Origin of the sequence: Mesorhizobium sp. YM1C-6-2 (assembly GCF_003666685.1) — a bacterium.
In the GTDB taxonomy this organism is placed as follows: Bacteria; Pseudomonadota; Alphaproteobacteria; order Rhizobiales; family Rhizobiaceae; genus Mesorhizobium_K.
On the sequence record NZ_RCIZ01000001.1, the window covers coordinates 618,884 to 638,709 of the forward strand.

20 protein-coding genes are annotated in these 19,826 nt (G+C 65.9%); 18 read left to right on the top strand and 2 right to left on the bottom strand.

The window, feature by feature from the left end; all coding sequences use genetic code 11:
- Positions 1-105: 105 nt before the first annotated feature.
- The 5 genes from D8676_RS03025 to ugpC all read left to right on the top strand — a co-directional run bounded on the left by D8676_RS03025 (position 106) and on the right by ugpC (position 4,743).
- The gene (locus D8676_RS03025; RefSeq protein WP_183096949.1) at positions 106-1,389 is read left to right on the top strand and encodes an extracellular solute-binding protein; all 1,284 of its coding nucleotides are present in this window, start codon (positions 106-108) and stop codon (positions 1,387-1,389) included.
- A gap of 76 nt (positions 1,390-1,465) precedes the next feature.
- On the top strand, positions 1,466-2,341 hold the full coding sequence (locus tag D8676_RS03030) for a sugar ABC transporter permease (protein WP_121579335.1): 876 nt from the start codon (positions 1,466-1,468) through the stop codon (positions 2,339-2,341).
- A gap of 4 nt (positions 2,342-2,345) precedes the next feature.
- Complete coding sequence (locus D8676_RS03035; protein ID WP_121579336.1) at positions 2,346-3,233, top strand: carbohydrate ABC transporter permease; 888 nt, start codon at positions 2,346-2,348, stop codon at positions 3,231-3,233.
- 3 nt (positions 3,234-3,236) lie between these two features.
- Entirely contained in the window at positions 3,237-3,644 is a 408-nt protein-coding gene (locus tag D8676_RS03040) for a RidA family protein (protein ID WP_121579337.1), read from the top strand.
- Between the two features lie 4 nt (positions 3,645-3,648).
- Positions 3,649-4,743 carry a sn-glycerol-3-phosphate ABC transporter ATP-binding protein UgpC gene (gene ugpC / locus D8676_RS03045; RefSeq protein WP_121579338.1) on the top strand — a complete coding sequence of 365 codons (1,095 nt, stop codon included), beginning with the start codon at positions 3,649-3,651 and terminating at the stop codon, positions 4,741-4,743.
- A 23-nt stretch (positions 4,744-4,766) separates the two neighbouring features.
- On the opposite strand, the gene D8676_RS03050 is transcribed toward ugpC, so the two are convergent.
- A complete protein-coding gene (locus D8676_RS03050; protein WP_121579339.1) occupies positions 4,767-5,537 on the bottom strand; it encodes an IclR family transcriptional regulator in 771 nt (256 codons plus the stop codon).
- Between the two features lie 144 nt (positions 5,538-5,681).
- On the opposite strand from D8676_RS03050, the gene D8676_RS03055 reads away from it, so the two are divergent.
- The 12 genes from D8676_RS03055 to mnhG all read left to right on the top strand — a co-directional run bounded on the left by D8676_RS03055 (position 5,682) and on the right by mnhG (position 18,577).
- A complete protein-coding gene (locus D8676_RS03055) occupies positions 5,682-7,124 on the top strand; it encodes an aldehyde dehydrogenase family protein (protein ID WP_210210691.1) in 1,443 nt (480 codons plus the stop codon).
- Positions 7,124-8,647 (top strand): sugar ABC transporter ATP-binding protein, encoded by a 1,524-nt coding sequence (locus D8676_RS03060; RefSeq protein WP_121579340.1) that lies wholly within the window; start codon positions 7,124-7,126, stop codon positions 8,645-8,647. The genes D8676_RS03055 and D8676_RS03060 overlap by 1 nt, the downstream gene beginning before the upstream one ends.
- Positions 8,644-9,606 (top strand): ABC transporter permease, encoded by a 963-nt coding sequence (locus D8676_RS03065; protein WP_210210692.1) that lies wholly within the window; start codon positions 8,644-8,646, stop codon positions 9,604-9,606. The genes D8676_RS03060 and D8676_RS03065 overlap by 4 nt, the downstream gene beginning before the upstream one ends.
- Before the next feature lie 38 nt (positions 9,607-9,644).
- Complete coding sequence (locus tag D8676_RS03070) at positions 9,645-10,604, top strand: substrate-binding domain-containing protein (RefSeq protein WP_183096950.1); 960 nt, start codon at positions 9,645-9,647, stop codon at positions 10,602-10,604.
- A 367-nt stretch (positions 10,605-10,971) separates the two neighbouring features.
- Positions 10,972-11,418, top strand: a complete 447-nt coding sequence (gene rnk, locus D8676_RS03075; protein ID WP_121579342.1) for a nucleoside diphosphate kinase regulator — start codon at positions 10,972-10,974, stop codon at positions 11,416-11,418.
- A gap of 143 nt (positions 11,419-11,561) precedes the next feature.
- Positions 11,562-12,119: a nucleoside-diphosphate kinase gene (locus D8676_RS03080; RefSeq protein WP_121579343.1), complete on the top strand. Its 558-nt coding sequence runs from the start codon at positions 11,562-11,564 to the stop codon at positions 12,117-12,119.
- Between the two features lie 418 nt (positions 12,120-12,537).
- Entirely contained in the window at positions 12,538-15,432 is a 2,895-nt protein-coding gene (locus D8676_RS03085) for a monovalent cation/H+ antiporter subunit A (protein ID WP_121579344.1), read from the top strand.
- Positions 15,432-15,773 carry a Na+/H+ antiporter subunit C gene (locus D8676_RS03090; RefSeq protein WP_121579345.1) on the top strand — a complete coding sequence of 114 codons (342 nt, stop codon included), beginning with the start codon at positions 15,432-15,434 and terminating at the stop codon, positions 15,771-15,773. The genes D8676_RS03085 and D8676_RS03090 overlap by 1 nt, the downstream gene beginning before the upstream one ends.
- A complete protein-coding gene (locus D8676_RS03095) occupies positions 15,773-17,416 on the top strand; it encodes a monovalent cation/H+ antiporter subunit D (RefSeq protein WP_121579346.1) in 1,644 nt (547 codons plus the stop codon). The genes D8676_RS03090 and D8676_RS03095 overlap by 1 nt, the downstream gene beginning before the upstream one ends.
- Positions 17,413-17,898, top strand: a complete 486-nt coding sequence (locus D8676_RS03100) for a Na+/H+ antiporter subunit E (protein ID WP_121579347.1) — start codon at positions 17,413-17,415, stop codon at positions 17,896-17,898. The genes D8676_RS03095 and D8676_RS03100 overlap by 4 nt, the downstream gene beginning before the upstream one ends.
- Positions 17,895-18,176, top strand: coding sequence for a K+/H+ antiporter subunit F (locus D8676_RS03105; protein ID WP_121579348.1), 282 nt, complete (start codon positions 17,895-17,897; stop codon positions 18,174-18,176). Before D8676_RS03100 ends, D8676_RS03105 begins: the two co-directional genes overlap by 4 nt.
- On the top strand, positions 18,173-18,577 hold the full coding sequence (gene mnhG / locus D8676_RS03110; RefSeq protein WP_121579349.1) for a monovalent cation/H(+) antiporter subunit G: 405 nt from the start codon (positions 18,173-18,175) through the stop codon (positions 18,575-18,577). The genes D8676_RS03105 and mnhG overlap by 4 nt, the downstream gene beginning before the upstream one ends.
- Positions 18,578-18,620: 43 nt before the next feature.
- On the opposite strand, the gene D8676_RS27830 is transcribed toward mnhG, so the two are convergent.
- A complete protein-coding gene (locus D8676_RS27830; protein WP_281034265.1) occupies positions 18,621-18,746 on the bottom strand; it encodes a hypothetical protein in 126 nt (41 codons plus the stop codon).
- A gap of 609 nt (positions 18,747-19,355) precedes the next feature.
- Here D8676_RS27830 and D8676_RS27200 point away from each other — a divergent pair.
- Entirely contained in the window at positions 19,356-19,649 is a 294-nt protein-coding gene (locus tag D8676_RS27200) for a DUF1127 domain-containing protein (protein ID WP_210210693.1), read from the top strand.
- Positions 19,650-19,826: the final 177 nt, after the last annotated feature.

Sequence of the window (19,826 nt, forward strand, 5' to 3'; positions counted from 1 at the left end):
TGGTTTTTATAGTCCGATCCAGGACGCCCAATGTCAACGAACAAATTGGACGCCACGGGCCGAATGGGGCGCTCAGGCGTAGGCCCAAGACAGAGGATGGAACACATGAAAACCAGAACCCTATTCGCCGCCGGCATGCTGGCTTGCGGCATCCTTGCGGCTCAGCCCAGCGTGGCCCAGGACGATCTCACGCTTGAATTCGTTGTCTGGAACTATTCGCTGGAGACCATCCAGGACAATGTGAAGCAGTTCGAGGCGGCAAATCCGGGCATCAAGGTGAAGGTCACTGACTACACCTGGCCCGACTATCAGGACAGCCTGGTCCTGCGTTTTCGCGGCGATACGCCGACCGACGTGATCTATGGCGGTCAGGATTGGTTGCCGGCATGGGGCGCGGCAGGTTTCATCGCGCAGCTGGATTCGGTGGCGCCTGCGGGCGCGGTCGACGAGCTGAAGAAGGACATCGCCGGCTTCGCACTCACCGACGTGACCTACAAGGACAAGGTCTACGGCCTGCCCTACTACGCCGACACCATCTCCTTCATCTACAACAAGAAGATACTCGCCGACGCCGGCATCGCCGTGCCGACCACATGGGAAGAGGTGACCGCCGCCGCCGAGAAGCTCAAGGCGGGCGGCATGGAGCACCCGATCGTCTACGAGTACAATCAGGAGCTCCCCAACTTCTACGACGCCTTCGTCGCCCAGGCCTATGGCCGCGGCGCTGAACTCTTCGACAAGGACCTGAACCCGCTCTTCGCCGATCCGAACAACGAGGCGTTCAAGCAGCTGCAGTGGATCGCGGACGCCTATTCCAAGGGCCTGGTACAGTCGGAGACGCATGAATCGAAGATCATCCCGGCGATGAACACCGGCGCGCACGCCTTCACCATTGTCTACACCTACGTTCTCGCCGCCCTCAACAACACGGCCGACCAGCCGCGGGCCGGCGAGTTCGCGCTTGCCCCGATGCCCGGCTCCACCCATTCGACGCTCGGCTTCGCCAAGTCCTATGTGGTGACGGCGAAGGCCGCCGCCGATCCGGCGCGCGGCGAAGCTGCCTGGAAGTTCGTGAACTTCATGGCCGGCAAGCCCTACACGGTGGCCAAGCGCTGGGCGGTGGAGAAGGGGCTCGGCTTCGGCCAGTTGCCGCTGTTCCAGGACAAGGACGTGATCGACGCCTGGGGCAAGTGGGCCGACGTCAAGGCGCTGGGCGACCAGGCGGCTATCGCCAAGGCCGGCACCTATACAGAGTACAGCTCGGTCTGGTCGGCCTATTTCCGCCCGCTGCTGGCCAAGGCGATGGTCGGCGAGGCGAGCGTCGAGCAGACCATGAAGGACGGCGCGGACCGCTGGAACCAGCTCAAGGAGCAGTTCGCCAACCGCTAGGCTCCAACAGCGGCGGCGGATGGCGTCGAGGCGCCGTCCGCCGCTTCCTGCGAATTTCGAGTTCGGCTGATCCTCTATGTGGACCATCAAACGCTTTCCGGCGCTCTGGCTGCTGCCCGCACTTCTGCCGGTGGCGCTGATGACCCTCTACCCGGTCGCCTACGCGTTCTGGACCAGCCTGCATTCGGTGATGCTGCTGTTCCCCGGCGAGCCTTTCGTCGGCCTCGACAACTACAAGCGGGTGGTCAGCAGCAACTATTTCCACGACGCACTCCGCAACTCGCTCGTCTTCACGCTGCTCGCAGCCCCCCTCGTCGTCATCATCGGCACGCTGATCGCGCTTTTCCTGCAGCGGCGCTTCTTCGGCTCGCAGGTCGTGCGCTCCATCGTCCTGCTGCCGTGGGTCCTGCCGGGCGCCATCAGCGCGGTCCTGTGGATCTGGGTGTTCCATCCAAGCTTCGGGGTCCTCAACGGTGTGCTGCGCGACCTGCACCTGATCGACAGCTCAATCCCCTGGCTGACCTCGCCGAGGCTGGCGCTCGTCTCGGTCGTGATCGCCCATGTCTGGACGCAGATTCCGTTCGCCGTCGTGCTGCTCATGGCGGCGCTTTCGGGGATCAACTCGGAGACGTTGGAAGCCGCTGCCATCGATTGTCGCAGCGCGCTGAAGCGCTTCCGCTACATCGTCTTTCCCGAGATCAAGGCGATGATCGTCGTGCTGATCGTCTACAACGCGCTCACCGCCTTCACCAGCTACGACCTTGTCTATGCCATGACCGGCGGCGGGCCGGGCACGGCCACCACGCTGCTGTCCTTCCAGATCTGGCGGGAAAGCTTCTCGATGTATGATTTCGGCAGCGGCTCGGCGGTCGCCTTTATCGTCGTCGCCATTTCGGCGGTCCTGATCGTCGCCATCACCCGCGCCCTTCCTTCGGACCTGTTCGGGGAGTAGCGGGATGCAGCGCGGCCTCAACCCCTTCCTGACTTTCCTGTTCGCCACACTGATCGTGCTGTTCACGGGCGGTCCGGTCATCCTCTCGCTGATCGGCAGCGTCGTGCCGGACCGCATCCTGCTCGACAGCAGCAAGGCGCTGTTCAGCGAGGGCCTGAATTTCGAGACCTATCGTTATGTCTTCACCGGCCAACTGCCGGATTCCTACCTCGCCGAGACCGCCAACCGGGCGATGATCTCGGATGCCGCGCGGCAGGTTCCGCAAAGCCTGCTCAACAGCGGCATCATCGCCTTCTCGTCGATGGTGCTGAACCTGCTGATCGGCGCGCCGGCCGCCTATGTCTTCGCCCGCTACGTCTTCCCGGGCAAGAAACTCACCTTCATGTTCCTCATCCTCTCGCCGCTGGTGCCGGCGGTCGCGCTGGTGACGCCGGTCTACATCATGCTGCAGACGCTCGGCCTGGTCGGCACGCAGGCCGGCATCATCCTCGTTCACACGGCCAAGGCGCTGCCCTTCACGGTGCTCATCCTGTCGGTCTTCTTCCGCAAGATGCCGGCCGAGATATTCGAGGCGGCGGTGCTCGATCACTGCAGCCGCTTCCAGACCTTCTGGCGCATTGCGCTGCCGCTGGCGTTGCCTTCGATAGGCGCCACCGGCCTCTTCGCCTTCATGCTCTCCTACTCGGAATACATGTTCTCGATGGTGCTTTCGGGCGACGCGGCGACGCGCCCGGTCTCGGTCGTGATGGCGGCGCTTGCGCGCAACACCGACGTCTCGTGGAGCCTGCTCAACACGGCGATCTTCATCGCCATCGTGCCGACGCTGGTGCTGGTCGTCTTCGTCTGGCGTTTCGTGGTCGAGGGCCTGCTCAGCGGCGCAGTCAAGGGATAGGACATGGCAGACATCCATCATCCGCTGAAGGCGCGCCCGAAAGGCGCCAGGCAGCACGCCACCGCCGGGCCCTATTCGCCGGTGCTCGAGGTTGACGCCACGCGGCTCGTCGTGATCTCGGGCCAGGTCGCGGTCGACATGAGCGGCGCGGTCGTCGGCAGCACGATCGAGGAGCAGACGCGCGCCACGCTCGAAAATTGCGCCGCGCAAATGGCCAGCGCCGATTGCACGCTGGGCGACGTCTTCAAGGTCAACATCTATCTCACCGATCTCGCCCAATGGACCCGCTTCAACACGGTCTATGAGGAGATGATGCCTGAACCGCTGCCGGTCCGCACGGCAGTGCAGGCGGTGCTGCTGCCGGGCTTCCTGGTCGAGATCGAGATGTGGGCCGTCAAGTCGAAGGATTGAGGAATTGGCATCCGTAGAACTCAAGAACGTCGCCAAGTCCTTCGGTCGGGTGGAGGCCGTCCGCGACGTCTCGCTGACCGTCGAGGATCGCGAGCTGGTCGTTTTCGTCGGCCCCTCCGGCTGCGGCAAGTCCACCCTGCTGCGCATGATCGCGGGACTGGAGGAGATCACCTCCGGCGAACTCATGATCGGCGGCAAGCCGATGAATGCGGTGGCCGCGGCCGACCGCGGCATCGCCATGGTGTTCCAGTCCTACGCGCTCTATCCGCATATGACGGTCGCCGAGAACATGGGCTTTGCGCTCAAGATGCTGGGCACCGAAAAGGCCGAGATCGACCGCAAGGTCGCGGAAGCCGCCGGCGTGCTGCAGATCGAGGAACTGCTCGGCCGCAAGCCTAGGGAGCTATCCGGCGGCCAGCGCCAGCGCGTCGCCATCGGTCGCGCCATCGTGCGCCAGCCGGACGTCTTCCTGTTCGACGAGCCGCTCTCGAACCTCGATGCCGGCCTCAGGGCACAGATGCGCGTCGAGATCGCCCGGCTTCACGAGCGGCTCCGGACCACCATGATCTACGTGACCCACGACCAGGTCGAGGCGATGACGCTCGCCGACCGCATCGTCATCCTCAACCGGGGCAGGATCGAACAGCAGGGATCGCCGCTCGAACTCTACGAAAAACCGGCCAACCGTTTCGTCGCCGGCTTCCTCGGGCAGCCCAAGATGAACTTCATCCCGACGATCGCCGGGCGCTCGCAGGCGGGCACCACCCTGGCGATCGCCGTGTCCGGCAGGACGGTGCTGAAGCTCGGCGAGGGCGTGCCGGTCACGGACGGCTCGGAAATCGAACTGGGCGTTCGTCCGGACACTATCTCGATCGCGGGGCCGCTGGCCGATCTCGCCGTTCCCGGACGGATCGTCGTCGTCGAGCATCTCGGCGGCTCCAGCCTGCTTTACGTTCAGGTCGACGGGCTGGATCAGCTGCTGACCGTGGAGCAGCGCGGCAAGGCCGACTTCGCCAAGGGACAGGAGATAAACCTTCTCTTCGATACCGGGCAGTCACATCTGTTCGACGGCGGCGGCAGCCGGATCGGAAGCGGCTGATGGCAGCGGCGCACCCGGCAGAGCTACAGAATGCCGCCGAGTTCGCGCGAGAGGTTAGAGGCGTGCCGCTGGGCGACGTCGCGCAGCGCGACGAGCTTGTCGAGATCGAAGCGGCTGGCCGGGCCGGAGATGGCGATGCCGCCCCGCACCTCGCCGCCGTTTTCGAAGACGGGCAGCGCCACGCACCGCATGTCGGGCGCAAATTCGAGATCGTCGAAGGCGTAGCCGTCGGCGCGGATGCGGGCCAGCGACCGGCGCAATTCGTCCGGGTCGGTGATGGTGTTCGGCGCCACCTTGGCGAGCCCGCCGGCAATCACCGTCTCGGTGGCGCGCACGTCCTGGAAGGCGAGCAGCACCTTGCCGATCGAGCTGCAATGGAGCGGCGAGCGGTCGCCGATCTGGAAGTCGACCGCGACACGCTGCGTACCCTTGGCGCGGAAGACGAGGACCGCCGCGTCGCGCTCCAGCACCGAATAATGCACGGTCTCGCCGGTCTCCTCGGAGATGGCGCGCAGGCAGGCGAGGATGCGGCTCGCCCGCTCGTCCTCACCGACCAGATGGCGGGCGAGCGACAGCACCTTGAAGGTGAGGCGGTAGTGCTTGGCGTCGGCGGCTTTCTGCACATAGCCGGACTGAACCAGCGTCATCAGCATGCGATAGGCGGTCGCGCGATCGGCCCCGATGCCGGTGGCGACCTCGGCGACGGTGACCGGGCGGCGCTGCTCGCCGACGAAGTCGAGCACCGCGAGCGCCTTGAGGGCGGTGGCGCTGATATTGCTGTCGAGATCGCTCATGGGGACATCCAGAATTCAATATTCGTATAGCGAAAGGAAGAACCGCTAACAAGTTCAAATATCGTTGACGCATTTTAGATTTTGAACTAGGCCTGCTGCAACAACGATACGCGGCATGGCTGCGCATCGACGGGAGGACGTGCGATGGACATGCTGATCGACGGTGGTTGGACGGGCGCTTCCGACGGGAAGGTCGATTCCGTGCTCAATCCGGCGACCGGCGAGCAGGTCGACACCGTACCGCGCGCGACCTTGGCCGACGTGGAACGCGCCGTCGCCGCCGCGCAGCGCGGCAAGGCTGCAATGGCGGCCATGCCCGCCTGGCGGCGCTACGAAATCCTGGAGGCCGCCGCCCGGCGCATCGAGGAAAACCAGATCGAGCTGGGAAGGCTGCTTTGCCGCGAGAACGGCAAGCGGATCGGCGAGTCGACCAGCGAGGTCGGCGTCGCGGCGCGCATCTTCCGCGGCTATGCGGAGGAGGCGAAACGCATCTTCGGCCGCTCCGTGCCGCTGGATTCGATCCCCGGCCGCGAGAAGTCTTTGGCGATCACGACGCGCGAGCCGCTCGGCGTCGTCGCCGCGATCGTGCCCTTCAACTATCCGGTCGAGCTCTGGAGCCACAAGGTGGCGGGTGGGCTCGCGGCCGGCAACGCCGTCATCACCAAGACGCCCGAGGACTGTCCGCTCGCCATCATCGAGGTCAGCCGCTACCTGGAGGAGGCCGGTCTTCCGCCGGGAGCGCATCAGTTGCTGACCGGCGGCCGCGACGTCGGCGAGGCACTGGTCCGCGCCGAGGGCGTCGATATGATCGCCATGACCGGCTCGACGGCGGCCGGTAAGCGCATCCTCGAAGTGGCGGCTGCGACGCTGAAGAAGGTACATCTGGAACTCGGCGGCAACGACGCGACCATCGTCTGCGGCGATGCAGATGTCGAGGCGACTGCCGATGCGCTGGTCGCCGGGCGCTTCACCTCCGGCAACGGCCAGATCTGCTGTGCGGTCAAGCGCGTGCTGGTCGAGCGGCCGATCTACGCCAAGCTGCTCGACGCGGTCGCGGCGAGGACAAGGACGCTGAAGGTCGGCGATCCCTCGGACCCGGCGACCGATGTCGGACCGCTGATCAACCGGCGCGGCGCCGAGCGCGTCGACGCGCAGGTGCGGCAGGCGCTGGCGGACGGCGCGAAGATCGTTGCCGGCGGCAAGCGGCAGGACAATTTCTTCGAGCCGACAATTCTGACCGGCGTCACGCCGGGCACGCCGGCCTTCGCCGAGGAGACGTTCGGTCCCGTGCTGCCGCTGATTGCCTATGACGGTTTCGAGGAAGCTCTGGCGCTCGCCAACGACAGTCCGTTCGGGCTGCAGGCAGCAATCTTCACGCATGATTTGCGCAAGGTGATGCGGGCCTACCAGGCGCTCGACGTCGGCACTGTGGTCGTCAATCACACGACGGCAGTGCGTGTCGAGACGCTGCCCTTCGGCGGCAACAAGGGCAGCGGCAACGGCCGCGAGGGCATCCACGATACGCTGCACGAGATGAGCAAGGAAAAGACGCTGTTGCTGCACGAAGTGTTCGGAGCAGTGGTCTGATGCCCCATCTCGCTGTCAGCCATATCGCCAAGAGCTATGACGGCAACCCGGCCGTGCGCGACATCTCGTTCGAGGTTGCCGGGGGCAGGGTGCTGGCGCTCTGTGGCGAGAACGGCGCGGGCAAGTCGACGCTGATGAAGATGCTGTCCGGCGCGACAACGCCGGACGCTGGCGAGATCCTGCTCGACGGCAAGCCGGTGGCGATCGCCGGCCCGTCCGATGCGATGGCGCTCGGCATCCGCACCGTCTACCAGGAACTCTCGCTGCTGCCGCATCTCTCCGTCGCCGAGAACATGCTGCTCGGCCGCATGCCGACGCGGGGCTTCTCCTTCGTGGTGGACTGGCCGGAAGCGAACCGGATCGCGGCGCGCGTGCTCGCTGATTTCGGCTTTCCGGAAATCGATCCCGCCGCGCTGGTCAGTTCGCTCAGCGTCGCGCGCCAGCAGATCGTCGAGATCGCCAAGGCGCTGGTTGCCGAACCGAAGATACTCATCCTCGACGAGCCGACCGCCGTGATCTCGGCCGCCGAGGCGGCAAAGCTGTTCGACAAGGTGCGCGACCTCGCCGCCAACGGCACGACGGTCCTCTACATTTCGCACCGATTGGAGGAGGTCTATGCGATCGCCGACGAGATCGTGGTGCTGAAGGACGGCCGCAGCGTGCTTTCCGGTGAGGTCGCCGAACTTTCCCAGGAGCGCCTGATCAACGCCATGGTCGGACGCCCGCTCTCGGCGATCTTCCCGGAACGGCGCGGGACCGCTGGCAGACCGGTACTGGAAGTCGAGAAGCTGTCGCTCGGCGAGGTCTTCCAGGACATCAGCTTCGAGGTGCGTGCCGGCGAGATCGTGGGCATGTTCGGGCTTGTCGGCAGCGGGCGCACCGAGATCGCCAAGGCGATCTTCGGGGCGACGCCCGCCGAAGACGGCTCCATACGCCTGAACGGGGCGGCCGCCGATTTCGCGTCGCCCTCGCAGGCGGTGCGCGGCCATGTCGCCATGCTGACCGAGGACCGCAAGGGCGACGGGCTGGCGCTCGACGTCAGCGTGATCGACAATGCCGGTCTTGCCAGTTTTGCGCGCTACGCGCCGAAAGGCGTCATCGACGGCGCCAAACGGAGGCAACTCGTCGGCGAGAAGATACGCGAACTGGCGATCAAGCTCGCCGATCCGGCGCAGCCGGTGCGCCAGCTTTCCGGCGGCAACCAGCAGAAGGTCGTGCTCGCCAAGTGGCTGCTGGTCGAGGGCATCCAGCTCTTCATCTTCGACGAGCCGACGCGCGGCGTCGACATCGCCACCAAGGTCGAGATCTACCAGATGATCCGCGACCTCGCCGACAGCGGCGTGGCTGTGCTGATGATCTCGTCCGAAATGCCGGAGGTGCTCGGCATGGCCGACAGGCTGCTCGTCGTGCGCGGTGGGCGGATCGTCGCTGAACTTCTGCCCAGGAATTTCCGGCCCGAGACCGTCTTTGCGCATGCCGCCGGTCTGGAAGCCGGCGCGGAACCAGGGGAGCGGCTCCATTGACCGAGACGACAGCGGCGACCTCTCATGCGCAGCCCGCCTTGCTGCAGCGCTTCAGCCGCGCCGACCTGCTCTTCGTCGCGGCGATCCTGCTCCTGGTGGTGTTCGCGTCGCTGGCCTCCGATGCGTTCCTGACCCAGCGCAACCTCGTCAACGTTTCACGGCAGCTGGTCACCAACGGCTTCCTCAGCCTCGGCATGCTGATGGTGATCCGTACCGGCGGCATCGACCTTTCGGTCGGATCGGTGCTGGCGCTCGCCGGCCTGCTCGCAACCGGGCTGCAGGAGCAGATGCATTTCACGGCGGCAATCGGCGTGGCGCTGGCGATGGGCGCGGCGGTCGGTTTCCTCAACGGCTGGCTGACGGCGCGCTTCAACCTGCAGTCCTTCATCGTCACGCTGGCAACGATGGGAAGCTTGCGCGGCCTGACCTATGTCTATGCCGATACGCCGCGCTATCCGGTCGACGAGATGTTCCGGGCGTTGATAGGCGGTGCCTTCGTCGGGCCGATACCCGTCAACTTCATCATTTTCCTGCTCGCGGTGCCCTGCGTGTGGTTCTACCTGAACCACACCGTCTCGGGCCGCGCCGCTTTCGCGCTCGGCGTCAACAAGGAAGCCGTGCGGCTCGCCGGAGTCGACGTCAACAAGCACCTGATCTTCGCCTATGTCGCCTGCGGGCTCTTCGCGGCAATCGCCGGCGTGCTGCTCGCTTCGCGGCTCGGCATCGCGCAGCCGAGCGTCGGCATCGGCTATGAGCTCGACGCGATCGCGGCGGTCGTCATCGGCGGCGGACTGCTTGGCGGCGGCGGGGGGACCACGGTCGGCGTGCTCGGCGGCGTGGTGGCGCTGGCCGTCGTCGACAACGTGCTCAACCTCTTCAATGTCGACTCCTATTACCAGCAGTTGCTGAAGGGCTTGATCATCCTGGTGGCAGTGCTCGCCAGGCGCAAGAAGGCATGAAACCGCCGGCGCGGGCCGGCTCATCAAGGGAGGATGGAATGACACTTTTCGGAAAACTGAGAAACGCTGCTGCGGCAGGCCTTGCACTGTCGGCGCTCGGCGCGATGCCGGCGTCCGCCCAGGACGAGGACATCAAGATCGGCATGGTGAACCTGTCGCTGTGCTGCGCCTATTTCGTCGGCATGGACGCCGCCGTGAAGGATGAGGCGAGCCACTTTTCCAACGTCAAGGTGCTGTCGACCGACGCCAAGGGCGACGTCGCCAAGCTGACCTCCGACGTCGAGGACCTGCTCAACCAGGACGTAGACGTGTTCATCATCTCCGGCGCCTGGATCGAGGCGGCTCCGGCCGCGCTGGAATCGATCAACCAGGCCGGCACGCCGATCGTCATGGTCGACCGCCTGCTCAAGGGCGGCGATTTCACCGCCTGGGTCGGCCCCGACAACCGCGTCATCGGCGAGGGCATCGGCGACTACATCGTCAAGCGCCTCGACGGCAAGGGCAAGGTGGCGGTCATCCGCGGCGGCCCGGCCGACAACACGATCGGCTCCAACCGCTCGGAAGGCGTGCAGTCCAAGTTCCAGGGCACCGGCATCGAGGCGGTCGTGGCGCCGGGCTGGGGTGAGTGGAGCGCCGACGGCGGGTTCACCCAGATGGAGGACCTGCTCTCCAAGAACGACGACCTCAACGCCGTGTTCTGCGAAAACGACTCCATGTGTCTCGGCGCGCAGAAGGCGATCGGCGACGCCGGCAAGGCCGAGCAGATCTTCATCACCTCGGTCGACGGCGAGATGGGCACGCTGAAGGAGATCATGCGCGAGGGCTCGAACTACGGCGCCACCGGCCGCAACTCCTCCGACCAGATCGGCCGCGCCGGCTTCAACCGCGCCATGGCGATCGTCGCCGGTGGCTCGCCCGAAAAAGAGACCGCGCTGCCGTCGCCGATCATCACCAAGGACAACGCGATCAAGTTCTACGACGAAAATAGCAAGTTCTAGCAACCGGCGGAGCCCGGGCCCGCTTTCTCGGCGGGCCCGGGCTCCGTTTCTGCCCGTCGGGCTTCGCACGGCCTGAAACGGGCATCTTCCGAATCCGGGCGCTGCTTGACTTTCCGTCTCCCAGCCCCCACCTTCGTCGCATGTCGACCAAGCGCCTCACTCTTCTGCTCAATCGGGTGTGCCCTATCGCGGGACACTAGCCCCCGGCCTGGTCGTGTCGCGCCCCGGCCGCGGGGTAGCGGCTTAAGTTTCCCGCCCCGCGGGATGACCCGCAAGCTGCACAGGGCGACATCAATTCCACAAACGAAATAGTCATGCCTGAGGCGCTGCTGCGCCTTCGGGGGACATCATAACGAGGAGGCCCGCAATGGCTCCCCCCACCAAGAAACTACGCAAGCCCGCAATCACGATGACCCGCTCCGATCAGGAGCGGCTGTCGCGCCTCGCGGAATCCTATTCCGAAAGAAACCCGGCCGTGGCGGAGCAACTCCTCGCGGAGCTCGACCGCGCCCGCGTCGTCGATGACGGGCGGATCGCCGCCGACGTTGTCCGCATGGGTTCGAGCCTGCGCTTCAAGACCGACGCCGGCGAGGATCGGAGCGTGACGCTCGTCTTCCCGGGCGAGGCCGATATCGCCGAAGGCAAGATCTCGATCCTCACGCCGATCGGGGCTGCTTTGATCGGCCTGTCGGCCGGCCAGTCGATCGACTGGACTGCGCGCGACGGCCGCACCCACCAGCTTACGGTGGAAAGCGTCGGGCCGGTCGCCGCGGCGGTTCCTGATTCCGCGCAGACCGAACTGCGGACGGCGTGACCATGAGCATGCCGCGTTGCCGCCTGTCGCTTTACGGAGGCTGTCTCCTCACAGGATCGTAGCCCCTGCGCCGCTTCGTGCGGCCAGGGGATTCTCCATTCCGTTTCACTGCAACCGCTCCGGGCGAGCGATGGAGAACTGCGATGCCGACCGAAACCTGCATACTGACGACCAAGGACTTCACCATTCTCGAAGTCATGCGCGACCGCTGCCTCGGCACCGGCGACCCGCTGGCGCCCATCCTGAAGCGAAAGATCGAATCCGCCCTGGTGGTCTTTCGCGACGACGTTCCCGAGAACGTCGCGACCTTGAGCAGCCGCGTGACCTTCAGCGTCGATGGACGCAAGTCTGACACGCGCGTGCTCTCGCACGACCAGATGAGCTCGGCTGTCGGGCTGTTCCTGTCGATCAACACGCCGCGCGGGCTCGGATTGCTCGGTCTCGCTGAAGGCCAGGAGTTCGCGCTGGTCAACGGCGATGGCATCGAGGAGCGAATGCTGCTCGAAAAGGTGCACTACCAGCCGGAAGCCGCCAAGCGCCAGAAGGATGCCATCGCCGCCGAGCAGTCCGCGTCGGTGAAGCTCAAGCCCGCGCTGAAGCTGATCCATGGTGCCCTCAACGACCGGCCCAAGCCGGTTTCTGCCAGCCCCGTTCCCGCCGATACCGACGGCTTCGACGATCCCGGTCCCTCGGCCGCGTGAGCCCGCGTCGGCGCTTCTCGGCGAACTCGGTCCGGCGGGCCTTCCCGAACCGGACGAGTTCGCGAGCGACACCCTGTCCCTTGACCGGTTCGTCACCTACGGAATAGACGGGACGGGGCAGCCCCGAACGTCGTCTTGCGGTTCTTCAAGGCGAGGGGACATGGCCGCCCGCCGAGCTTTCGATGGCCTTCCGCCGGGATCACGCTTCTCGGGCTGAGAGTCGGCGATGGGATGGGGCATGCCCGGTTCCAGCCTGCCGGCGCCTCTATGGGTGAAAGCCGAGGGTGCGGGTCGGCCGCAACGCGCGGGAAACGTGCGCTGCCTGGGCTTCCGCGCGTGAGGAATTCGCTTCTCCCGTTGGCGGATCATCATCGATAGCTTAAGGAATCGTTGACGCGTCGCAGCCACAAGGAGAGTGATGGAGCTTTCGCCGCTATTTCTGATCCTCGCTTTGCCTTTCGTGGCCGGTCTCGCGGTGGTCCTGCTTCCGTCCGATTCGCGCGATCCCGCAACCTGGCTCGCCGGCATCACCACGCTGGCCTGCCTCGTGCTGACGGCCATCCTCTATCCATCCGTCGCCGACGGCGAGAGCGTCCGCTACCAGGTCGAATGGGTACCCTCGCTGGGTCTCGACTTCACGCTCAGGATGGACGGCTTCGCGTGGATTTTCTCCATGCTGGTGAGCGGCATCGGCTTTCTGGTCGTCATCTACACCCGCTACTACATCTCGCCCGAAGATCCCGTCCGCCGCTTCTACCTTTTCTTCCTGGCGTTTACCGGGTCGATGCTCGGCGTGATCCTCTCGGGCAACCTCATCCTTCTGGTGGTGTTCTGGGAACTCACCAGCATCTTCTCCTTCCTGCTGATCGGCTACTGGCACCATAACCAGGCGGCGCGCGATGGCGCCCGTATGGCCCTGACCGTCACCGCGATTGGGGGCTTCGCGCTGCTGGCGGGGGTGCTTCTCGTCGGCCATATCGTCGGCAGCTACGATCTCGAGGAGGTGCTGAAGTCGGGCGACCTTATCCGTTCGCATGAACTCTATGTGCCGACGCTGGTCCTGATCCTGCTCGGCGCGCTGACCAAGAGCGCGCAGTTCCCGTTCCACTTCTGGCTGCCCAACGCGATGGCCGCGCCGACGCCGGTCTCGGCGTTCCTGCATTCCGCCACCATGGTGAAAGCCGGTGTCTTCCTCATGGCGCGGCTGTGGCCGGTGCTATCGGGCACGCCCGAATGGTTCATCATAGTGGGCCTCGCGGGAATGGCCTCGCTGGTGCTCGGCGCCTATCTCGCGATGTTCCAGCAGGACCTGAAGGGGCTGCTGGCCTATTCCACGATCAGCCATCTGGGACTGATCACGCTGCTGCTCAGCCTCGGCAGCCCGCTCGGCGCGGTGGCCGCCATCTTCCACATGCTCAACCACGCGACCTTCAAGGCCTCCTTGTTCATGGCTGCGGGCATCATCGACCACGAGGCCGGCACGCGGGACCTGCGGCGGCTGAGCGGGCTTTTCCGCTACATGCCGATCACCGGCACGCTGGCGACGGTCGCCAGCGCCGCCATGGCCGGCGTTCCGCTGCTGAACGGCTTCCTTTCCAAGGAGATGTTCTTCGCCGAGGCGGTCGAGACCCATGCCGACTCCTGGCTCGACACCGCCGCGCCCTATGCGGCCGTGCTCGGCAGCGCGCTCGCGGTGACCTACTCCATCCGCCTCATCCATTCGATCTTCCTGGGTGCCCCGCCTGAGAGCTTCCCGCGCGAGCCGCACGAGCCGCCGTTCTGGATGCGCTTCCCGGTCATGTTCCTGGTGATCGCCTGTCTGGTCGTCGGTATCATACCGGGCCTGACCATCGGTCCCTTCCTGCACACGGCCGTGTCGTCTGTGCTCGGCGCCGAGACGCCCCAGTACAGCCTGGCGATCTGGCACGGCTTCAACCTTCCGCTGGTGATGAGCATCGTTGCGCTGGCGAGCGGCGCGCTCCTCTATCTCGTGGCGGGCGATTATCTCGAACGTTCCGAACGGCCCCTGCTTATTGGCCGGATCGACGGCTACCGTATCTTCGAACTCGTCATGGTCGCCATGTCCTGGCGGTGGGCGCGTCTCGTCGAGGGCATATTCGGCACGAGGCGCCTGCAGCCGCAGCTGCGCCTGGTCGTGGCGACGGCGATAATCGCTGCCGCCGTCCCGCTTTTTTATGCTGGCCTCGGCTTCGGCCAATACGGGATCGGGGTGACCGACCCCGCCTTTGTCGGGCTGTGGGTCGTCGGCATGATCTGCGCCGTCGCCGCCGCCTATCAGGCGAAATTCCATCGCCTCGCGGCTCTCGTCCTGATGGGAGGGACGGGCCTCGTCACCTGCATGACCTTCGTCTGGCTGTCGGCGCCGGACCTGGCGGCGACGCAGCTCGTCGTCGAGATCGTCACCACCGTTCTCATCCTCTTGGGATTGCGGTGGCTGCCCAAGCGCACGCAGACCCTGGCCGAGCCGGATGGCGGTCTTGCCCGCCTGCGCCGCTTCCGCGACCTGGCGCTTGCGGTGATGGCCGGCGCCGGCATGGCGACGATCGCCTACGCCGTGCTGACCCGCGCGCCGCCTGAATCGATCGCCAGCTTCTTCGTCGAGAAATCCTATGCCGAGGGTGGCGGGCGCAACATCGTCAACGTGATCCTCGTCGACTTCCGCGGTTTCGACACGCTGGGCGAGATCACGGTGCTAGGCATCGTCGCGCTGACGGTCTTCGCCCTCCTGCGCCGGTTCCGTCCGGCCCCCGACACCATCGAACGGCCTGAGCAGCAGCGCATCCAGCGCTCCTATGACGAAGCGGAGCCGGACCGGGAACCCGGCGCGACGGCGACCGACTATCTGTTCGTGCCCTCGGTGATCATGCAGTGGATGTTCCCCGTGATCATCGTGCTGGCGGCGTATCTTCTGCTGCGCGGCCACGACGCCCCCGGCGGCGGCTTCGCAGCGGGCGTGGCGATGGCCGCCGGATTCATCCTCCAGTACATGGCGGCGGGAACCGTCTGGGTGGAAGACCGGCTGCGCATTCTCCCCGTCGTCTGGATCGGCGGCGGCCTGCTGCTGGCGGCCTTGACCGGCACTGCTTCGATGCTGTTCGGCGATCCGTTCCTCACCTCGTATTTCCGCTACGCGGAGCTGCCCTTGGTCGGCAAGGTGCCGTTGGCGAGCGCTGCCCTTTTCGATCTCGGCGTGTTCGGTCTCGTGGTCGGCGCCACGGTGCTGATGCTCATCGCTCTCGCCCACCAGTCGATCCGCCGGCTGCGGGCCGCCCGCATCGAGGAGAACCCGTGATGGAACTCACGCTTTCCATCGCGATCGGCGTTCTCACCGGTTCGGGCGTCTGGCTGCTGCTGCGTCCGCGCACCTACCAGGTGATCATCGGGCTTTCGCTGCTGTCCTATGCGGTCAACCTGTTCATCTTCAGCATGGGCCGCCTGCGCGTCGGCGCAGCACCCGTGCTCGGACCGGACGGCCTCGCCGATCCCGCGGGCTTCGCGGACCCGGTCCCGCAGGCGCTGGTCCTGACCGCCATCGTGATCGGCTTCGCGACGACTGCGCTGTTCCTGGTGGTGCTGCTCGCAGCGCGCGGGCTCACCGGCAGCGATCATGTCGACGGACGGGAATCTCGCTGATGGATTGGTCCCGACACCTGCTCATCGTGCCGATCCTGCTGCCGCTGGTGACCGGAGCGGCGCTTCTCCTCATCGACGAGCTGCGGCATTCGCTGAAGGCGCTGATCAACCTGGCGTCGACCCTGATGCTCCTGGTCGTCGCGCTGGTGCTGATGCGCATCGCCGATGGCGTTCCCGATGGGAGCGAGGCGCTGTCCCTGTCCTACGCGATGGGGAACTGGCCGGCGCCTTTCGCCATCGTCCTCGTGCTCGATCGTCTGGCGGCGCTGATGCTCGTGCTCGCCGCGGTGGTGGCCGCCGCTGCGCTGGTCTTCTCGCTGGCCCGCTGGCACCGGGCCGGGCCGCATTTCCACACGCTCTTCCAGTTCCTGCTGATGGGGCTCGGCGGCGCGTTCCTGACCGGCGATCTGTTCAACCTCTTCGTCTTCTTCGAGGTCACGCTTGCGGCTTCCTACGGGCTGCTGCTGCATGGCTCCGGCGCGTTCCGCGTGCGCTCCGGCCTGCACTACATCGCGATCAATCTCGCCGCCTCGCTGCTCTTCCTTGTCGGCGTCAGCCTGATCTACGGCGTCGCCGGCACCCTCAACATGGCCGATCTCGCGGTACGACTGCCCGAGGTGGCCCCCCAGGACCGGATGCTGCTGCAGGCGGGCGCCGCGATCCTCGGCGTCGCGTTCCTGGTCAAGGCCGGCATGTGGCCGCTCTGCTTCTGGCTGCCTTCCGCCTACATGGCGGCCAGTGCCCCCGTCGCCGCGGTCTTCGTCCTGCTTACCAAGGTCGGCGTATACGTGCTCCTTCGCCTGACGCTCCTCCTCTTTGGCAGCGCGGCGGGCGAGCTGACCGGCTTCGGAGGCATGGTCCTGCTCTGGGGAGGGATGGCGACTGTCGCCTTCGCCACGGCCGGCGTGCTCGCCTCGCAGGCGATGGGCCGTCTCGCCGGCTACAGCGTGCTCATCTCGTCGGGCACCTTTCTAGCGGCCGTCGGCATGGGCGACACGGCGGTTGTGTCCGGCGCTCTGTTCTATCTGGTCAGCTCCACCCTCACCACCGCTGCGCTGTTCATGCTGATCGAGCTCGTCGAGCGCGCGCGCGAACCCGGCGCCGACCTGCTCACCGTCACTATGGAAGCCTATGGCGACGAGGTCGACGCGGAGGAAGACGACGAGGAGGAGGTCGGCGTGATCATGCCGGGCGCGCTCGCCGTCCTCGGCGTCTGCTTCGGCTGTCTCGCCCTGCTGCTCGCCGGCCTGCCGCCTTTGTCCGGATTCATCGCCAAGTTTGCCCTGCTGACGGCGATGATGAACCTGGACGGGCTGGGGAGCCCGACGGACATTCCGGCCCGCACCTGGGTGCTGGTCGCACTCATCATCCTGTCGGGACTGGCTGCGCTGGTCGCCATGATGCGCACCGGCATCCGCACATTCTGGGCGCCGCTTGAGGTGATCGTCCCGCGCGTCCTGGTGGTCGAGGTGGCGCCGGTCATGCTGCTGATCGGGCTCTGCCTCGCCTTGACCGTGCAGGGCGGGCCGATGATCCGCTACACAGAGGCGGCCGCGCGCTCCCTGCATGCTCCCGCGAGCTATATCGGCGGCGTCCTGCAGCCGGTTGCAGGACCGGCCGAAGCCGGGGCGGTCGCCAGATGAGCCGGGTGCTACCCTATCCGCTGCTGACGGCATCCCTCATCGTGATGTGGATGATGCTCAACGCATTCTCGCTCGGCCATTTCCTGCTCGGGGCGGTGGTCGCCATCCTGGCGGGCCGCGCGATGGCCGCCCTGCAGCCCTCCAAGCCGAAGCTCAGGCGCTGGCAGCTCATCCCGTTCCTGATCGGCATCGTCCTGCTCGACATCCTGCGCTCCAACATCGCGGTGGCGAGCATCATCCTGCAGGGCCGCCGGCGCGAACGGGTTGCTGGGTTCGTCGCCATACCGCTCGACCTGCGCGACAGGACCGGGCTGGCGGTGCTGGCCTGCATCGTGACCAGCACGCCAGGCACCGCCTGGATCGAATACGGGGCGGATTCCGGCGTCCTGCTGATCCATGTGCTCGACCTGGTCGACGAGGAGGCATGGGTCACCCTCATCAAGACACGTTATGAGGCGATGCTGATGGAGATCTTCGAATGAGCGCCGCCATCCTCGTATGGTCGATCACCATCGCTCAGGCGATGCTGGTGATCGCCATGGCATGCTACACGTACCGGCTCGCCCGCGGGCCGCGCGCGCAGGACCGGGTCCTGTGCCTCGACGCCATGTATGTCTGCGCCATGCTGCTGGTGCTCACGATGGGCATCCGCACCGGCAGCTCGCTCTATTTCGAGGCGGCGCTGGCGATCGCGACCATCGGCTTCGTATCGAGCATCGCGCTCGCCAAGTTCCTCATGCGCGGAGAGGTCATCGAATGATGCACGCCGAGATGCTCCCCGCATGGGCTGCGCTGCTGACCGCGCTCCTGGTGCTGATCGGCGCCGGGCTTACGCTGTTCGGCGCTATCGGAACCCTGCGCTTCGCAACCTTCTTCGAGCGCGTCCACGCGCCGACGCTGGGCACGAGCTGGGGAACCGGCGCCATCGTGCTGGGATCGATCGTCTGCTTCTCGGTGCTGGGCTCGCGCCTCGTCGTGCACGAGATTCTGATCGGCGTGTTCATTACGGTCACCACGCCGGTCACGCTGATGCTGCTCGCCCGGGCCGTGCTCTATCGGGACCGCACCGAGGGCAACGCGGGTGTTCCCGCCCGGCTCGCCTCGCGAAGGGAACAGCAGGGCCGGACGGAAGCGGAAGACGGGGACGGCGACGCCCGGTGACCGGAGCGCCGCCGCCCGTTGGATGCCGTCGTCCGAAAAGCGCCTAGCGCCGCTTCGCCGGAGCGCCGGCCTGCGCGCTGAGCCCGGAGATGGTGGTAGCGGCCTGGACCTTACCCTCCTTGCTCTGCTTCGGCTTGCGCGCTTCTCGATTGCCTTTTCGCTTGGACATTTCCGGTTTTCCTTCTTGCATGGTCGAGCAGCGCCCCGGCTGCCGACGCGCAGCCGCTGAGGACGCTCAAGACCGTTGAGTTCGATTAGGAAAGCTTCCCTGGTCCGGCGGAGCCTCGTCCGCCAAACCAGGGCTAGCGGCCCGTCTTGGGCCGCCCCCGGAAGAAAAGTCTATGGACTGAAGTCTTGTTCACGGGCGGCATCATGGACAGGCCGGCCGGAAAGTCAAACGCATGACTTCGCCGATCCGGTTCCGAGCGTCCAAAGGCCGCATCCGGCCGCAACCGATTGAAACGGCGGCGCGAAGCGATCACATTGAGGGCATGATGTTCTCCGGTCGCCATAAGTACCTGCTTGTTTCGGCGTCTCTGCTGAACCGGTCCTAGCCCCGGGCGGCAAGGACGCAGACGTCCGCCGGCTCGGGGAAATTCGTTCCTGGCGAGACACGCTCAGGCAACCCGCTGGCTCGGCGATCCTTCTGCCGCAGCCGAACGATCGCGCCCCCTTCGCGATGGACCGCCGAAACCTTCGACACGGCTGATCACGCAACCCCGCCATCGCTGCTGGTCGTGCGGATCGCTCGCGATCGATCCGTTCCATGGAGAATGACATGTCCGACCACTTGATCGTCCAGCCCTCGCCCCCGAAGCGTGGCGGTACGCGGCGCGGGCCGCGGGTGACAATCGTGCAGCTCCTTTTCCGCGCGATGCAACGCTGGCAGCGGCGCCGGGCGACGGCCAATCTGCAAGGCCTCACCGACGGGCAGCTCGCCGACATCGGACTGTCGAGAAACGACATCCCGCGCGTGGTGGAGGGGCTCATCTGGCCGAAGGGCGAGGCAGCGCCGGTCCCCACGCAGGCGCCAGCAGAGCAGCCTTCCGACGAGCTTCGAAAGGCTGCCTGAAGATAGTTGCATGTGGCGATCTGCTCAGGCTCGGACGCCACCCGGATCGGGAAAGGGGCGCGGTGCTTTGCCGTCGCGTCCGGCAGTCGGAGACATCCAGTTGGACAGGACCACGAAAACGATCATCGCGATCGGCATGTTCGGATTGATGCTCGTCGCGTTTGCGATGATCTGATC

Excerpts from the sequence above, each read along its gene's own strand:
- D8676_RS03025 (WP_183096949.1), top strand. The coding sequence starts at position 106 with ATGAAAACCAGAACCCTATTCGCCGCCGGCATGCTGGCTTGCGGCATC.
- D8676_RS03030 (WP_121579335.1), top strand. The coding sequence starts at position 1,466 with ATGTGGACCATCAAACGCTTTCCGGCGCTCTGGCTGCTGCCCGCACTT.
- D8676_RS03035 (WP_121579336.1), top strand. The coding sequence starts at position 2,346 with ATGCAGCGCGGCCTCAACCCCTTCCTGACTTTCCTGTTCGCCACACTG.
- D8676_RS03040 (WP_121579337.1), top strand. The coding sequence starts at position 3,237 with ATGGCAGACATCCATCATCCGCTGAAGGCGCGCCCGAAAGGCGCCAGG.
- D8676_RS03050 (WP_121579339.1), bottom strand. The coding sequence starts at position 5,537 with ATGAGCGATCTCGACAGCAATATCAGCGCCACCGCCCTCAAGGCGCTC.
- D8676_RS03055 (WP_210210691.1), top strand. The coding sequence starts at position 5,682 with ATGGACATGCTGATCGACGGTGGTTGGACGGGCGCTTCCGACGGGAAG.
- D8676_RS03060 (WP_121579340.1), top strand. The coding sequence starts at position 7,124 with ATGCCCCATCTCGCTGTCAGCCATATCGCCAAGAGCTATGACGGCAAC.
- D8676_RS03070 (WP_183096950.1), top strand. The coding sequence starts at position 9,645 with ATGACACTTTTCGGAAAACTGAGAAACGCTGCTGCGGCAGGCCTTGCA.
- rnk (WP_121579342.1), top strand. The coding sequence starts at position 10,972 with ATGGCTCCCCCCACCAAGAAACTACGCAAGCCCGCAATCACGATGACC.
- D8676_RS03080 (WP_121579343.1), top strand. The coding sequence starts at position 11,562 with ATGCCGACCGAAACCTGCATACTGACGACCAAGGACTTCACCATTCTC.
- D8676_RS03085 (WP_121579344.1), top strand. The coding sequence starts at position 12,538 with ATGGAGCTTTCGCCGCTATTTCTGATCCTCGCTTTGCCTTTCGTGGCC.
- D8676_RS03090 (WP_121579345.1), top strand. The coding sequence starts at position 15,432 with ATGGAACTCACGCTTTCCATCGCGATCGGCGTTCTCACCGGTTCGGGC.
- D8676_RS03095 (WP_121579346.1), top strand. The coding sequence starts at position 15,773 with ATGGATTGGTCCCGACACCTGCTCATCGTGCCGATCCTGCTGCCGCTG.
- D8676_RS03100 (WP_121579347.1), top strand. The coding sequence starts at position 17,413 with ATGAGCCGGGTGCTACCCTATCCGCTGCTGACGGCATCCCTCATCGTG.
- D8676_RS03105 (WP_121579348.1), top strand. The coding sequence starts at position 17,895 with ATGAGCGCCGCCATCCTCGTATGGTCGATCACCATCGCTCAGGCGATG.
- mnhG (WP_121579349.1), top strand. The coding sequence starts at position 18,173 with ATGATGCACGCCGAGATGCTCCCCGCATGGGCTGCGCTGCTGACCGCG.
- D8676_RS27830 (WP_281034265.1), bottom strand. The coding sequence starts at position 18,746 with ATGTCCAAGCGAAAAGGCAATCGAGAAGCGCGCAAGCCGAAGCAGAGC.
- D8676_RS27200 (WP_210210693.1), top strand. The coding sequence starts at position 19,356 with ATGTCCGACCACTTGATCGTCCAGCCCTCGCCCCCGAAGCGTGGCGGT.